Below are 15282 nucleotides of genomic sequence, written 5' to 3'. Positions count from 1 at the left end.
ACAGATGAAAAGGATCCTATTAATCATATTGACCATGGCTCTGTTTCCTGTGGTCGAGTTGTGTGCCCAAACTATAAAGGGCATTCCCTATCAAACGGTTGTGCGCGATGAGCAGGGCAATCCCGTGGCCGACCAAGAATTGACCGTGCGGTTCTACATTCAGCGCACGCTGTCGACACGCTCCGGTGCCCAACCGGTCACCCTGTACAGCGAAACCCACACGGCCACGAGCGACGCCAACGGTTTGGTGCGCCTGCAAGTGGGCGAGGGTACACCTATCGAAGGTTCTTTCGGTGCGGTCGACTGGTGGGGCAAAGTCTCTATCGAGACCGAGATCGAACTGGCCGGTAGCGGCGAGGCGGTATTTACCTCCACGCAAGAGTTGGGCACAGTGCCCTACGCTTTGTCGGCCGAGAATGCTTTGTTGCTGAAATCGGACGACGGCACACAATGGAGCTTGGAGTGCGATAGCGACGGCACGTTGAAAGCCGTGGCGATTCCCGAGCGCTTTACCAAACTGGTTTTCTCCGACGAGTTCGACGGCACCGGTTTGCTCGACGACAGCAAATGGGGTTATGAAGAAGGCTATGTGCGTAACGGCGAGGAACAATATTATACGGTGGCTCGTGAAGAAAATGCCTATATGGCCGACGGCTGTCTGCACATCGTGTGCCGCAACGACAGCGCCTTGATAGAAGACGCGTTGTATGAGCAGCAGTGGAGTGGGTCGCATGGTTATCGCGCCGATACGATTATTCCCATTACCTCGGCCAGCGTCGTGACCAAAGGGAAATTCGCCTTTACCTATGGCCGGGTGGAGGTGCGTGCCAAACTTCCGGTGTGCTTGGGCTCGTGGCCCGCTATCTGGATGTTCCCGCAAGACCGTAGCGACTGGCCCGCTTGTGGCGAAATCGACATCATTGAGCATGTGGGATACGACCCCAACAACATCTACTTCACGGCTCACTGCACCGACTTCAATAGCAACAACCAGCCCAATCGCTACGCTAACAGCGCTCCCATCGAGAACCCCGAGGATTGGCATGTCTATTCCTTTGAGTGGCACCCCGATCGGTTGCTTTGGTTCATCGACGGGGAGCTGCAAGCCACCGTTTTGCGTGGAAGAACCTATTCCAATACCAACTGGCCTTATACCAAAGATTTCTATTTGTTGCTCAATTTCGCCTTTGGCGGAGGTTGGGGCGGTCGTGAAGGAATCGACGTGACGGCTCTTCCCTTGGAGTATGTGATCGACTATGTGAGGATATATCAATAAACCTGAATAATACGAACTAAAATTTGAAATCATGAAAAAACCGATTACGCTTGTAAGTGCGGCCCTCGTGGCTGCCGTATGCGGTTTGTCCGTCCATGCGGATAAAGTGTATTATGTGGAGCCCGACGGGAATAATCCCGAGGGTATGACCGTAGATGCTGTATATACCAAGATTGGGACAGCTATAAACAATGTGACGGCTGATGAGCCTGTGACCATTTATTTGAAACCGGGGCATGTCTTCTCGGAGAACAACATGAATACCAATACAAACCGGATCGACCTGACCATCATCGGCGAGAACACCACGATCAATGCCAATGCGGCGCAACGTATATTGCGCACCGAGGCAGCCCGGTTGGTGTTGAAAGGCATCACTTTCACCGGGGTGAAGAACTATTCGAGCATGGGCGGTGTGCTCTACTTTGCAGGAAATTCCGGTGCCGCTTCCGAGTTGGTAATCGATAGCTGTGTCTTTGACAGCAACACTTTGACCGAGGGTGCCGAGGGCGGAGCCGCTATCGCTACCGGAACCAACGCCATGAATGTGATCATTACCAATAGTGTGTTCAAGAACAATCAGGCCGGCAAGTATTCCTCTACGATGAGCGGTGCCGTTATCCGTTTCCAAGGGAAGGACGGGAACTTTGTCGTAGAAAACTCCACTTTTCACAATAATGCCGTCAATTCGAATAATGGCGCTACGGCCATTGGCTTTGACAACGGTTCGAATGTGAAGGCCCGCTTGGTCAACAACACCTTCTATAACAATACGACAACGGGAGTTCCTTCGGGATCGGTGCCCAATATTTTGATAAAAGGCTCCTCCAATACGGTTGCGGTGGCCAACAATACTTTCTATTTTGATTTGAGAGAGGAAACAGACGAAACCGAGAGCGGAGCCGATATGATGAAAGATGTGTATCGCAGAACCTCGGCGGTCAATATCGCCGAGACTGGTGACAACGCTTTGCACTTTGTCAACAACGTGGTCGTGGGCTTGCGCAGTGCTGTGATCACCCCCGCCGCTACTGGCCGTACCATCGTTTGCCAAAACAATTACTGCGTGGTGCTGGAACCTCATGGCTTTGTATCCGAATTGGCCGATGGTGAGAACTGCAACGTGTTGTCGACCGCCCGTGCGGCCAATATTGGTGACCCCGTTGTCGAGGATATCGACAACTTGACCGCTATGCTGTCTTCGGCCGGATTGGTCGCAGAACTGAGCGATGATAATTTCGTGTCCTATCTGGCCGTGGAAAAAACGAGCCCGCTTGTGAATGCCGGTGCCAACGAATATTTGGTTGCCGAGGAGAACATCGTGCCCGAGTTCGACGTCGTGGGCACTGCCCGTGAAGACGGTTATGTCGATATAGGTGCGTATGAGTATGTCGATGATGACGATCCCACCGGTATAGCAGGTAACGAATTGAGCGATGAACTCACGGTCTATGTACAGGCCGGCAACGTGGTTGTCGAGAATCATACCGATGCCGCCTTCGAGGTACGTTTGGTACAAATCGACGGCCGCCAGGTAGCCGCCATGAAGGTGCAACAAATGGCTGTCATCGACGGGAGCGCCCTTCCGCACGGCGTGTTGTTGGTCGTAGCTAATAACGGAACTTCGCAAATCACCAAAAAAGTAATTTTATAAATCAAAGATAACAATTAAAACGTATGAACAAAAAAGTATTATTTGTAGGATTGTTGGCCTGCTGTTTCGGTATGAACGCCTTTGCGGCCACAGAAATCTATGTGAGCGCCTCGACGGGTAACGACAGTTACAACGGCGCTTCGTGGGAAACCGCTTATAAAACCTTGCAATATGCGGTAGCCAGTGTAAAAGAGAACGAAGAGACCATTATCTATTTGGAAGCCAATACTACTTTCGATACGGGCGGCCAATTGGATTTCGGTGAGAACAAAAACGTAACTATTATTGGGGAAAATACGACGCTTCGCGCCGCTTTACAAGCTGGTAAGGACGGCGGTGAGGGCGCTCGTATTATGCGTGCCGCGACCGGTTGCAACCTTACGGTAAAAGGCCTTACTTTCCTCAATGGTCGCCAAGTTACTTATCAACCGGCCGGAGGCCTTTACTTTGCCGGTAATACGTTGGTGGTAGACAGCTGCCAGTTTATCGACAACGAGTCGGGCTCAGGAGGTTCGGGTATATGCGCTCGCGCCAAAGATGTGACCGTGCGCAACTCCTATTTCGACGGCAACTATGTGTACAGTAATTATGGTACGGGTGCCGCCCTTATACAAGCCGGTGTAAACAATGGCGATGCTGGGTCGCTGCTGGTAGAAAACTGTACTTTCTATCGCAATGATGTGCCGGGAGCGGGAACAGCGATTTCGACTTCCGATGCAGCTGTGGGATACTCCAATGTGGAAAGTGTAAAGGTTGTCAATTGTACCTTTGTAGGCAATACCTCCGAAGCCGTCTATACTCCCGATATAGAGAGTTCTGTTTCCAATCAAGGAGCTATCGATGTGACAGAATCTGCCGATGCGACGATATATGTGATCAACAACACCTTCTACGACAACGATGGCGCATTGCGTATCGGCGATATTTATAAAGGTGAGCTTGTGATGCTCAACAACCTGATCTTTGCCAACGGAGCCGGTATTTTTGGCGATCCCAGCTACACGGTAGCCAATTTGCGCACTCCTATCGAAGGTTACAACAACATTATCGTAGGCGCTGAGCAGGGTGTTAATGACGCTATCGACGACGAGTGCTTCAACAGTGGAAAAGCCCAGTACAACAACACGGTAGAGACTTTGGCTACCTACCCGCTGTCGAATGTGGCTTTGTCTACCGTATTGTCTACCGACAACTTCGTACCCTACTTGGCGTTGACCGCCGAGAACAGCAGTGCTGTGAACGCCGGTTATGCCACAGGCGAATATGTCGACCTTGTCCCCACTACCGACATTCGTGGCTTGGCCGTTGTGGGCACGAGAGACATCGGTGCCTATGAATACGGCGCTACCGCCCCGTCGGCTATCTCGTCGGTTGCAGCCGATGAATCGGACTTCGTGATTGTGGCCAATGGCGACCAAATCTCTGTCATGAATACGGCCGACCGCAATTTCACGTTGACCGTGGTAGATATGTTGGGTCGTGCGGTTTACGCCGGAAATGGCGCTGGCATGATGACGGTCAATAAACAAGACATCGACGCTCATTGCGTAATCTTCGTGTTGACTGACGGTGTAAGCAAGAAAGTACAAAAAATGATGTTGCATTAATCGATTTCCCCGGAGGGGAGCTTGTTTTATAGAAGCCGCCCGAACTCGATGTATTTCAAGTTGGGCGGTTTTGTTTTCATTTTTCTTTGTAGGGGCAAGAAAATGAAGCACAAGGTCTAAATTCAATTTAATTTTGAGATAACATCTGTTTAATTCGTATTTAATTGGGATTAGATCCTCTTAATATCGGTTATGTTTTGAGAGGTCGATAGGCTCTATTGTATTCTCTTTTTTGTAAGAATACTTCACAAAAAGTCAAAAAAGACTTGTATGGAAAGATAAATGTAAAATTATGGCGCTAGGTCTGTGTTTAGATAATGCTTGAGCAACCATTAAATGGAAGTTGGAGATACGTTTAAAAGCAGGGTTAGAAAGCGAGAAATAATGTACATTCCGTAGTAAAAAGTGGTGTTGGGAGTACTGTTTTCTATATTATATGAATATTTTATAAATTTATAATAGGCTTTTTATTTAGAAGAGCCTTTAAATTTTGGAATAAAAGTAATAACGATGATTTATAGAATGGATAAATTAAGACAACAAATCGCCGATTTTGGACATTAATCTAATTTTAGGGAGGAGACAGGTCACAGACATTATACAAAAAAACTCCTACAATATTTGATATTGTAGGAGTAGTTGTACATTTACTGTCCATTGCTGTCCAGCGTTTCTGTGATCCGCTTGGGGCTCGAACCCAAGACCCCAACATTAAAAGTGTTGTGCTCTACCAGCTGAGCTAGCGAATCTAACCTTGTTGCTTTTTGTAAAAGCGTTGCAAAGATACGTCTTTTATTGGAATATGCAAGCGGTATCTGTAAATTATTATACTTAATTTTATCGGTATAAAGTCATATTTTTATTTTATGCTTTGATTATTAGCGCATAATACTTTCAAAAAGAGGTATAAGTAAAGAGGTGATAACTCCCATCAGCCCGATGGCCAAGCCACTGATAGCTCCTTCGACGGCTCCCAATTCGATGGCTCGTGCCGTTCCTAGCCCATGTGCCGCCGAACCTAAGGCAAGCCCTCTGGCTACTCGGCTGTTGACGTGGCAGCGGTCGAGAATGGCAGGACCGACGATCCCGCCTAAAAGCCCGCAGCCAAATACGATAACTGCGGTGAGCGACGGTATGCCATTCGAGTGTTCCGACAAGGAGATAGCGATGGGTATGGTTACCGATTTGGGTTGCAGTGACGAGGTGATAGTCTCGTCTACTCCCATGATTCTACAAATAGCTATGACACTTACTATACCTACGATACCGCCCGCAAAGACGGCAGTAAGTACGGGTATCTCTTTCCCTCTGATTTGCTCGATTTGTTCGTAAAGGGCATATCCCAGTGCAACGACCGAGGGTCCTAAAAGAAAGCTGATGAAACTGCTACCTGCGCAAAACGTGTCATAGTCGATGTCCAGTAATGAAAGGAGAGCTATGATAAGCACCATAGCGACTAGAAGAGGGTGAAACAGAGCTATGTGTTTTTTTCGGTACAATTTGCAGCCGGCTAAATAGCTTCCCAATACCAATAGGAGTATAAAGGGAGTAGAAGAAAATATTTCACTCATATTTTTTCACCTCCTTTCTTATGGGATAATTTGCGGTCGAGCTGTTCTTCGGTTACTCCGACAACAACGATCACCAGCAATGTTGTCACAACCGATACGGTGAGTAATACTACCCAATTGCTCATGAGTATTTTATATTCGTGCATTAGCCCTATGCTGGCGGGAACGAAAAATAGTGCCATATTGCGGGTGAGTGCCGAGGCTGCTTTATCTACATCGTGCGGACGGATCCATTTTAAAGTGAGCGCGATGAATAGCAATATCATGCCGCATACGCTGCCGGGAATGAGTTTCCCGATTAGCAGACTCATCATCTCTCCTAATACATAGAAAAGCATGATGTAACAAAAACCTTTAATCATTTTTACTTAATCTTGATAATACCTGAATACCTTCTGTTATTTATTTTTATAGTGAATACCGTCTTCGCAGGCGGTAATGAATCCTTCGTCCTGTAAAAAGCGCAAGCTCTCGATAACCTCGTTCTCTGGATAGGGGAGGCTTTCCACGATTTCGTTTCGGCTGATTGCCCCATTTCCGAGCAGTCGCTGTATCTCTTTCGCAATTTGTATCGGAGAATTTTTTGAGGCGGCCTCTCGTTTTTTTCGTTCGATACAGTTGTCGCAATAGCCACATTCATAATCTGCTTTTTCTCCGAAATATTCTAGAAGCATTTGTTGGCGACAGCATGAGGAGGTAGCGTATGTAATCATACTTTTTATGCGATCTGCCATACGCTCTCGACGCTCTTCATAAGCTTCGCGGGTAATTTGTACATAGCGGGGTTCCATGCGTTCCTGGGTATAGACGATGTATGGGGTGCGACGCCGGGGAATATAATGCAGTACATGCATGCGGTTCAGTTTTAGCAGCGATTCATACACTTCCTGCTGGTTCATGCCGAGCCGTTGGCACAACAAATCTTCATGAATATATGTGTAGTCGGCGAACAGTCCGGTATAAGATCGCAATAGGCATTGCAGCACACGGTCGGTTTGGGGATCACTTTCTCGTAATTCGTATAGTTCGTCCTTGTGTACCAGAATCATGATCCGGGATAGAGAGTCGGTTTCCTCGATAAATTCGATATATCCCGAAATGGTAAGTATTTTCAGCGCGTTGAGTACAGGTGTGGCAGCATACTTGAATGTGGTGCAAAAGCGTTTCAAGTTAAACTCGTAAATCGAATCCATGCCACAGCCTAATGCTATTTCGAGAAAATTGCCTACGCGTTCGTAAACTTTCAATATAAATTCCTTATCGGGAAATTCCTCGGTCAACCTTTTGTGCAACGTGGCTTTATCTCTTCGGGCATAAAGCAATACCGCATAGGAACGGGTTCCATCACGCCCCGCTCGTCCCGCTTCTTGAAAGTACTCTTCGGGGGCGTTCGGCATTTCGATATGGACGACAACCCTTACGTTTGGTTTGTCTATACCCATGCCGAAGGCATTTGTCGAAACCATAACCCGGATTTCGTCTGCTTTCCATTTTTGTTGTTTATCGGCTTTTTCTTCCGAGTTCAATCCAGCGTGAAAAAAATCTGCCGATATACCAGCTTTGCGCAATTCTTCGGCGACTTCTTTCGTCCGTTTTCGATTCCTCACATACACGATAGCGCTGCCCGGCACACGGTTGAGTATGCGTAGCAGTTGTTGGAGCTTGTCTTCTCCTTGTCTTACCACGTATGAAAGATTGGGACGTGAGAAACCGGTGCGGAAAACTTGCCCGTTGCGGAAGGATAGTTTACGTTGTATATCTTCGGCTACTTTGGGGGTAGCAGTAGCTGTGAGTGCCAGTATAGGGACTTCGGGCAGAATATAACGTATGTCTGCTATTTTCAAATAGGCCGGACGGAAATCGTATCCCCATTGAGAAATGCAGTGAGCTTCGTCCACGACGGTAAAGGAAACCGGCAATCCTTTAATACGAGCGATGAATAATTCCGTATCCAGACGTTCCGGTGAAATGTACAGAAATTTATAGCGTCCGTACAGGCAATTGTCGAGAGTGACGATCATCTCACGGCGCGTCATACCGGCGTGCAGATAAGCTGCCCGTATCCCTCGGCTGCGTAGGTTATCTACTTGGTCTTTCATCAAAGCGACCAATGGGGTAATTACTAAACAGATGCCTTCCCGGCTAAGGGTGGGAACTTGGAATGTAAGGGATTTTCCTCCCCCTGTCGGCATTAATCCCAACGTGTCATGCCCGTCGAGCAGTGAGGTGATAATCTCTTCCTGCATAGGACGGAATTGGGAATAGCCCCAATATTTATGCAATACTTCGTGGATAATTTCGTTCATTCCTTTTGCAGATTCGGCGCAAAATTACAATTTTATCTTTTATGATGTAGAAATAGCGAAATAAATCTGATTGTTATCGATTCGTTCAAGGTCAGAGGGGCGTTTTTTGAATTTTTTTAGTTCTTGATTAGTATAAAGTAAAGAGGGTTGCAATATCTAAAAAAAAGCAATATATAATAAAAATAAAGTTTGACCGTTATTATGATATGTGTTTTTAGTTAGAAAGATGAATCAAATACGGAGAATTTTATTATTCGGCTGCTTTTTCTCTACTATTTTTAACATAAAGGCTTATGACTTTGAGCATGAGAAGATTTATTATAAAATTACATCTGAGTCTAAGGCGACTGTTGGTGTAGATAGGGGAGCGACTGAGTATATTGGGAAAATTGTTATCCCCGAAGAGGTTCAAGGTGGAGATGGAATTTTTATTGTTGGGCCGGGTGGAGAGATTGTTGGGCCACCTGTGGTTGATTATTCAAAGACGTATAGAGTGACATCGATTGAAGAAAATGCTTTCGGAGGCTGTTTGGGGGTGGAAACTGTGACTTTACCTGAAAGTATCGTTTCAGTTAATAAATGTGCTTTCCAAAATTGTTTGTTTTTGGTGCAAATCTATTGTTTGGGACAGGTTCCACCTGTTTGTGATTCTAGTAGCTTTGATAATGTAAATAAGAAGGATTGTGTACTATATGTTCCGAAAGGACGATTGGCTGCTTATAGAAATGCACATGTTTGGAAAGATTTTCCTATGATTGTAGAATCTGATTTTTCAGGGATTGTAGAAATCCAAAATTCTGTGAGAATATCGGGGAAAGAAGACCGAATAATAATAGATGGTATAACCGAAGGGTATGTTTGGATTTATGATATAAACGGAGTATTGGTAAAAACTTTGCCGGCAACTGGCGAGCGTATGGAGATTCGGTTACAAGAAAGAGGTATTTATCTTGTTAAATATGCAGGTAGAACGGTTAAGGTAAAGATATGATTATATTCAATCCTGTCTTGTAATTTTATTTTTGAAAATGTAAATGGTAAACAGTAGGGAGAGATTTCTTGTAAATCTTTCCCTACTGTTTATATTGTGTCAAATAGGATTATTCCGAGGGGCGCATATCTTTGATAAATAACTGTATCGAACCATTGTTGTGAGTATTCTCTTCTATGGTGTAACAAATATCGAATGGTTTGCCGGCTTTGATATGTTCGAAATGCTGGCTCATATTAAATGCGATTCCATTCATGATATTTTTCGATTTGCTATCTACCAGTTCCAATTTCACGTGTTCGTTCTTTTTTCCAACAAGGCGGCTTGTTCCGTAATCGGTTACACGCCGGGTGCAGAAAATAGGTTTTTGGTTTCCCGGGCCGAACGGATTAAATTGTTTCAGCATAGTAAAGAAATCGGGTGTGATTTCATTGAAATTGATTTCTGTATCTATGTCGATTTGCGGTTCCATCTGGTCTGGTAAGATGTGCCGGGCGACGTGTTCCTCGAATCGAGCCGTAAATTCCTTGATGTGTTCTTCTTTCATCGATAATCCCACGGCATAGGTATGTCCTCCAAAATTTTCGAGTAAGTCTCGACAAGATTCTACGGCTTTATAAATATCGAATCCTTGTACCGACCGAGCCGACCCTGTGGCCAGTCCGTCGGATAGGGTAAGAACGACGGCCGGGCGATAATATAGTTCCGTCAGGCGTGAGGCCACGATACCTATAATTCCTTTGTGCCAGTCTTTATTGTAAATAACAATCGATTTCCTTCGATTTATGTCGATATGTTCTTCCAATATTCTGCTCGCCTCTTCGGTGATACGTTTATCGAGCTCTTTACGATCCTCATTGTACTGGTCGATATTTTGACTTTTTTCCAAAGCTCCTGCCATGTCTTTGGCGACCAGCAGGTCTACCGCTTCTTTTCCCGATTGCATACGTCCCGAAGCATTGATGCGAGGCCCTATTTTGAATACGATGTCGCTGATTGTAATATTTTTGTTATTCAATCCGCATACTTTCAATATACCTCTTAAACCCATGCTAGGATTGGAGTTGAGTCGTTTAAGACCGTGATAGGCAAGGATTCGGTTTTCCCCGGTTATGGGTACGATGTCTGACGCTATGCTCACGGCGACGAGATCAAGCAGCGGTTCCAGGTCGGAAGTTATGTCGATACCGTTATTGATGGCAAACCCTTGCATGAATTTGTATCCGACGCCACACCCCGATAAGTGTTTATAGGGATAGGTTTCTCCTTCTAATTTGGGATTGAGTATAGCTACGGCATCAGGCAATTGGTCATCGGGCATGTGATGGTCGCAGATGATAAAATCGATTCCTTTGCTTTTGGCGTAAGCTATTTTTTCTACGGCTTTGATGCCACAGTCGAGAGCGATGAACAGCGTGATACCGTTTTCGGCGGCATAGTCGATACTTTTGTCGGAAATACCGTATCCCTCTTCATAACGGTCGGGGATATAGTAGTCGAGTCCCGAATAATAGTTTTGTAAAAACTTATATACCAGAGATACAGCAGTCGTCCCGTCTACGTCGTAGTCTCCGTAAATCATAATTTTTTCTTTACTCCCTAATGCACGATTAAGCCTAACTACAGCTTTTTCCATATCTCTCATTAAGAACGGGTCATGGAGATCGGACAGCTGGGGCTTGAAAAACTTCTCCGCTTCGGCGGCAGAAGTAACCCCTCGTTGAGCGAGTAGCTTACAGAGTGCAGGGACCTTTGGATATCGGTCCCCTAATGTCTGGGCTATTTGTTGTTCGTTTGATGTAAGGGGTAAGTAATTCCATTTACTTATCATTTATATGTTTTTTATTTTTTATCTGTCTTAATGCCCCATTATATAATCGAGAAAGATATTTTCGACGATATAACCGGGAAAGTGTACGAGGTAGGATTACCTTAAATTCCTTACCCTCATGAGGCTATTGCGGTGAGAAGGAGATGTATTTTTTACAGACAATCCTTTTACACCTTATTATTGCCGTAAAGTTATAAAAAGACATTCAATGTTGAGCCGTTTTTAGGAATTAAAATTATAAATCTTCAAATTTTTAACCTCCTTCAAACAATGAGTGTAAATAGTGTTATGGCGTTAGTAATAATTCATAGTCCACGACATCTAACCATCGGTCGAATTTTAGTCCCACTTTTTTGAAATGGGATACTTGTTTGAATCCGAGTCTGATGTGGAGTGACTTGCTGGCTATATTGTCGTCTGTTATGCATGCTATCAATGCGCGGTAATTTTTGTTACGGCACTCTTCGATTAATTTTTGCATGAGCAGAGTCCCTATGCCTCTGCCTGTGTATGCGGGAGATAAATAAATGGTTGTTTCTGCTGTATATCGGTAAGCAGCTCTTTCTTTCCATGCATGGGCATAACAGTATCCGACCACTATGCCGTCTGTTTCATAGACAAGATAGGGATATTTCGACGATATTTGCACGATACGTGACAGCATATCTTCTTCGGTTAAAGGTTCGGTTTCGAATGAAATTATGCTGTTTGTGATATATTCGTTATAAATTTTCGTGATTGCTGTGGCATCTTGTGGCTTTACGTCTCTTATCATTGTTTCTCTGTTTTACGATACGGATATATAAAGAATCGGTAAACTGTTATATACGTGGGTTCGTGTTTTATAAGAAAACGAGAAAGGGGCAAAAATTTATTCGCCCCTTTCTCGTTCGATACGATGGTTATTGATTGTCTTGTATCATGTGTACATCTACTTGTGGATAAGGGAAGTGCAGCCCGTATTTGTCAAACTGTTTATAGACTTGTTCGTTAAAGTCGAAGAATACTCCCCAGTAATTCTCGGAAGCTGTCCATACTCGTACGGTTATTTCGATCGCACTATCGGCTAGACTGCTTAGGACTACAAACGGAGCCGGGTCATCGAATACTCGTTTGTCTGCTGCAAGCAGTTCGAGAATGGCTTTGCGAGCCGTATCGAAATCGTCGCCGTATGCGATGCCTATTTTCCAGTCGACACGTCGGCGTCCCTCTTTGGAATAGTTGTTTAGGCTGCCTGTCGATAATCCTCCGTTAGGTATGATAATCGTTTTGTTATCCGGTGTATTGAGTATGGTATTGAATATCTGTATCTCCTTTACGGTTCCCGAATAACCTTGCGCTTCGATAAAATCTCCGACTTTATAGGGTTTGAACAGAAGTATCATGACCCCTCCTGCGAAATTTTGAAGCGTACCGCTCAAAGCCATACCTATGGCAAGTCCGGCGGAGGCGAATATGGCTAAAAACGAACTGGTGTTGATACCGAGTATTCCTATCACGATAACGATGAGGATAAGCATCAAGATGATGCGTATCAAGCTGAGTAGAAAGGTCCGCAGGGATAGTTCGACGTTACGGCGTATGAATGCTTTGGAGATAAAATGATAGATACGGTTGATGATCCACTTCCCGATAAAAAATACAGCCAGTGCGATAGCTATTTTTACCGCTCCGTGTAATATGGCACTGATGGCTTGTTCCATGAATTGCTGGAACGATAGAGACGAAAGTGCCGATAATTTTTGTTGCCACGTTTGGGCGATCTCTTCCGGAGCCGGAACTTCTGGCGTTTGAGCCAGTAAGGATTGTAAAGAATTGAAAATTGACATTATGAATAGAATTAAGAGTTTAATTATTGTCGGGATAGACTCGTTTGTACCAATCAAGGGTCGTATAGTATCGGTCGAGGGTCGTGTTTCCTGTTCCTAAAATGTAGCAGCTCAGGCCGCAATGTTTGTAAATGGAGACATCTCCCATGACCGAAGGGGTTGCCGCATGGTAGAGTATAGCTTGGGAGAGGGCTTGCTCCAACCCTGTATTTTCATCGGGAGTAGCGATTCGCGATAGAAAATCTTGTAAATCGAAACAAATATATGGCGGTTGACGATCGAAATGTTGGATATTGGAAATATCGGGCATGGCATCGTTTCGATGAGCCTCGAAAATTTCATGGATACTATCGGCTAATGCTTCCAATCTATGGCAGTCCGCCAATCCCACGGTAGATGTGCGATATGCTCCGCTTTGAGCATTGTAATAAGTATAGATTGTATTGCAAACATCTTTGAGATCGAGATGATAATCGAATAGTTTTGGAATGGTCAACGAGTAGGGCATTCCGGCTCCCAGAACTTCGGCTGCCGATCCTATATAATAATCGGCCTTGTTTCGTAATTGGTAGGCACATTCTATTCCACCCATGAAACAAACGTCCGTGAGAATGAAGTGGAATTGTTTATCGGGTATAGCTTCTGCCAGCTCGTCTATTTCCATATAATTTTTGCCGTCTTGCCCGAAAGAGCGTGTGGGCAATTCGTACCGTCGAGCCGGTGAAAGAGCTAACGAGGAGTTTCCCGGAGCCCAGCCGGTGCTGTGAGACCAAAGTATCAATCCGTATTCTTTCGCTGGAAATAGTTCTTTCGTTTCATCGATTACCGAACGCATGACTTCCGTGGTAGCCGAGTTGCGGTCCGGGTATTCCTTTATAATCGCTTTTTCAGCCGAACCAGATTCGTTTTTCCTAATCTGTATAAGCTGGGGATTTGTATCGTATCCGTCGCGGTAAATAATGAGATTTCCTCCATTTAGACCTCCCGATGCGGCGACTTGTAACATGTCGTTGATATTTTGCGTATCGAAACGGTATGTCGATCCTAAGTTGTTGTTCGACAACATATAAATCAGTACCGTACGGTTTACAGGTTCTTGCTCCGGTTCATCTTCGTTGGCGCATCCCGAAAACAGAATGACAATTCCTAAGAGGAGAATAATCTGATGGCTGAAAAAAATACTATATATAAATTTATGATTACTCATCATTTGCAAAATTAACAGAAAAATTTAGAATGTCTGTTGCTTTTGATTCGTTTTTGCATATCTAATATGTGAATGTAACGTCTAAACCCGTACCTTTGTTATATAAAATATGGGATATGAAAAATCTTTTGGTTCTCGTTTGTGTGGTAGGGTTACCCTTTTATGTATTGTCACAGTCCTATTATCAATGGGTAGAGAGGGCCGATAGTTGCATCAAGGCGAAAGATTGGGCGGGAGCAGAGTCGGCATTGGTAAGTGCGTTGCGAACCGAGCCCGCGAATGGGCAAAATTCGTTGCTTATGTCCAATTTGGGTACGGTACAACGTTATGCAGGTAATTATGAAGCTGCACTTCGGAGTTATACGAACGGATTGTTGATGACACCTCATTCGGTCACTTTGTTGCGGAATCGGGCGGCTCTTTTTTCAGAGATAGACAGCATAGACCGTGCCTATCAGGATTATAGCCAGATACTGTTAATTGACGATACCGACGAAGATGCGCTGTATCACAGAGGTTTGATTGCATTGGAGCGGGGAGATACGATTTCGAGCCGTGCCGATTTTGAACGAATCTTGAAATTGAATCCGGCGAGTGCCAACGGTCGCATAGGTTTTGCTTCGTTGTTGAAAGTGATGGGTTATTATCCCGAAGCCATAGAGGTCTATTCGCAGGTAATTCGGGTAAATCCCGAGAAGGAGATTCTCTATGTAGGGCGGGCGGAAGCCTATTTGTTCGCCGGACAATATGCCAAAGCCGATAAAGATATAGAAAAGGCTATCGAGTTGGCTCCCGATGACCCGGTAGTATATGTATTGAGGGCGTTGGGCAAATTGGCAAGGTATGAAAGAGAATCGGCGAAGGCCGATTTGAAACGAGCCGTGGAACTTGGTTATGATTCCAAAGAGGCCGAGCGTTTATTGGAAGAGGAATAGAATCCTTTTTATATTTTTCAGGGACAAGAATAAAGAGAGATTTTTGTTCGTTTTGTTGTACCGGCAAAAGAAAAT

12 protein-coding genes and 1 tRNA gene are annotated in these 15282 nt (G+C 45.0%); 5 read left to right on the top strand and 8 right to left on the bottom strand.

Annotated features, from left to right (window positions below):
* The first annotated feature begins 4 nt into the window (after nt 1-4).
* From NBH06_RS00155 to NBH06_RS00145, 3 genes are read left to right on the top strand one after another with little or no spacing between them, the layout of a single operon-like run.
* The gene (locus NBH06_RS00155) at nt 5-1276 is read left to right on the top strand and encodes a glycoside hydrolase family 16 protein (protein WP_250792134.1); all 1272 of its coding nucleotides are present in this window, start codon (nt 5-7) and stop codon (nt 1274-1276) included.
* A gap of 31 nt (nt 1277-1307) precedes the next feature.
* Nucleotides 1308-2930 carry a choice-of-anchor Q domain-containing protein gene (locus NBH06_RS00150; protein WP_250792132.1) on the top strand — a complete coding sequence of 541 codons (1623 nt, stop codon included), beginning with the start codon at nt 1308-1310 and terminating at the stop codon, nt 2928-2930.
* Between the two features lie 23 nt (nt 2931-2953).
* Complete coding sequence (locus tag NBH06_RS00145) at nt 2954-4537, top strand: choice-of-anchor Q domain-containing protein (RefSeq protein ID WP_250792130.1); 1584 nt, start codon at nt 2954-2956, stop codon at nt 4535-4537.
* A 676-nt stretch (nt 4538-5213) separates the two neighbouring features.
* Here NBH06_RS00145 and NBH06_RS00140 read toward each other — a convergent pair.
* The 4 genes from NBH06_RS00140 to NBH06_RS00125 form a co-directional block, all read right to left on the bottom strand.
* Nucleotides 5214-5286, bottom strand: a tRNA-Lys gene (locus NBH06_RS00140).
* Nucleotides 5287-5415: 129 nt separating this feature from the next.
* On the bottom strand, nt 5416-6108 hold the full coding sequence (locus tag NBH06_RS00135) for an LrgB family protein (protein WP_021892241.1): 693 nt from the start codon (nt 6106-6108) through the stop codon (nt 5416-5418).
* Nucleotides 6105-6470, bottom strand: coding sequence for a CidA/LrgA family protein (locus NBH06_RS00130; protein WP_040295795.1), 366 nt, complete (start codon nt 6468-6470; stop codon nt 6105-6107). Before NBH06_RS00130 ends, NBH06_RS00135 begins: the two co-directional genes overlap by 4 nt.
* 36 nt (nt 6471-6506) lie before the next feature.
* A complete protein-coding gene (locus NBH06_RS00125) occupies nt 6507-8414 on the bottom strand; it encodes a RecQ family ATP-dependent DNA helicase (protein WP_046412630.1) in 1908 nt (635 codons plus the stop codon).
* A 226-nt stretch (nt 8415-8640) separates the two neighbouring features.
* Here NBH06_RS00125 and NBH06_RS00120 point away from each other — a divergent pair, with 226 nt between their 5' ends.
* Nucleotides 8641-9405, top strand: coding sequence for a leucine-rich repeat protein (locus NBH06_RS00120; RefSeq protein ID WP_046412628.1), 765 nt, complete (start codon nt 8641-8643; stop codon nt 9403-9405).
* Between the two features lie 109 nt (nt 9406-9514).
* On the opposite strand, the gene recJ is transcribed toward NBH06_RS00120, so the two are convergent.
* The 4 genes from recJ to NBH06_RS00100 form a co-directional block, all read right to left on the bottom strand.
* A complete protein-coding gene (recJ, locus tag NBH06_RS00115) occupies nt 9515-11236 on the bottom strand; it encodes a single-stranded-DNA-specific exonuclease RecJ (protein WP_155012339.1) in 1722 nt (573 codons plus the stop codon).
* Nucleotides 11237-11522: 286 nt separating this feature from the next.
* Entirely contained in the window at nt 11523-12011 is a 489-nt protein-coding gene (locus tag NBH06_RS00110; protein WP_250792128.1) for a GNAT family N-acetyltransferase, read from the bottom strand.
* 127 nt (nt 12012-12138) lie between these two features.
* Nucleotides 12139-13065, bottom strand: coding sequence for a mechanosensitive ion channel family protein (locus NBH06_RS00105; RefSeq protein ID WP_008860660.1), 927 nt, complete (start codon nt 13063-13065; stop codon nt 12139-12141).
* Nucleotides 13066-13084: 19 nt separating this feature from the next.
* Complete coding sequence (locus tag NBH06_RS00100) at nt 13085-14275, bottom strand: clostripain-related cysteine peptidase (RefSeq protein WP_250792126.1); 1191 nt, start codon at nt 14273-14275, stop codon at nt 13085-13087.
* Nucleotides 14276-14388: 113 nt separating this feature from the next.
* Here NBH06_RS00100 and NBH06_RS00095 point away from each other — a divergent pair, with 113 nt between their 5' ends.
* Nucleotides 14389-15207, top strand: a complete 819-nt coding sequence (locus NBH06_RS00095) for a tetratricopeptide repeat protein (RefSeq protein WP_250792124.1) — start codon at nt 14389-14391, stop codon at nt 15205-15207.
* Nucleotides 15208-15282 lie beyond the last annotated feature (75 nt).

The sequence above is a fragment of the Barnesiella sp. B2-R-119 genome, from assembly GCF_023656675.1.
GTDB lineage: Bacteria > Bacteroidota > Bacteroidia > Bacteroidales > Barnesiellaceae > Barnesiella > Barnesiella intestinihominis.
This window is presented reverse-complemented; position numbering and strand designations above follow the sequence as displayed.

Coding starts and splice junctions, on each gene's coding strand:
- NBH06_RS00155 (WP_250792134.1), top strand. CDS start 5: ATGAAAAGGATCCTATTAATCATATTGACCATGGCTCTGTTTCCTGTG.
- NBH06_RS00150 (WP_250792132.1), top strand. CDS start 1,308: ATGAAAAAACCGATTACGCTTGTAAGTGCGGCCCTCGTGGCTGCCGTA.
- NBH06_RS00145 (WP_250792130.1), top strand. CDS start 2,954: ATGAACAAAAAAGTATTATTTGTAGGATTGTTGGCCTGCTGTTTCGGT.
- NBH06_RS00135 (WP_021892241.1), bottom strand. CDS start 6,108: ATGAGTGAAATATTTTCTTCTACTCCCTTTATACTCCTATTGGTATTG.
- NBH06_RS00130 (WP_040295795.1), bottom strand. CDS start 6,470: ATGATTAAAGGTTTTTGTTACATCATGCTTTTCTATGTATTAGGAGAG.
- NBH06_RS00125 (WP_046412630.1), bottom strand. CDS start 8,414: ATGAACGAAATTATCCACGAAGTATTGCATAAATATTGGGGCTATTCC.
- NBH06_RS00120 (WP_046412628.1), top strand. CDS start 8,641: ATGAATCAAATACGGAGAATTTTATTATTCGGCTGCTTTTTCTCTACT.
- recJ (WP_155012339.1), bottom strand. CDS start 11,236: ATGATAAGTAAATGGAATTACTTACCCCTTACATCAAACGAACAACAA.
- NBH06_RS00110 (WP_250792128.1), bottom strand. CDS start 12,011: ATGATAAGAGACGTAAAGCCACAAGATGCCACAGCAATCACGAAAATT.
- NBH06_RS00105 (WP_008860660.1), bottom strand. CDS start 13,065: ATGTCAATTTTCAATTCTTTACAATCCTTACTGGCTCAAACGCCAGAA.
- NBH06_RS00100 (WP_250792126.1), bottom strand. CDS start 14,275: ATGATGAGTAATCATAAATTTATATATAGTATTTTTTTCAGCCATCAG.
- NBH06_RS00095 (WP_250792124.1), top strand. CDS start 14,389: ATGAAAAATCTTTTGGTTCTCGTTTGTGTGGTAGGGTTACCCTTTTAT.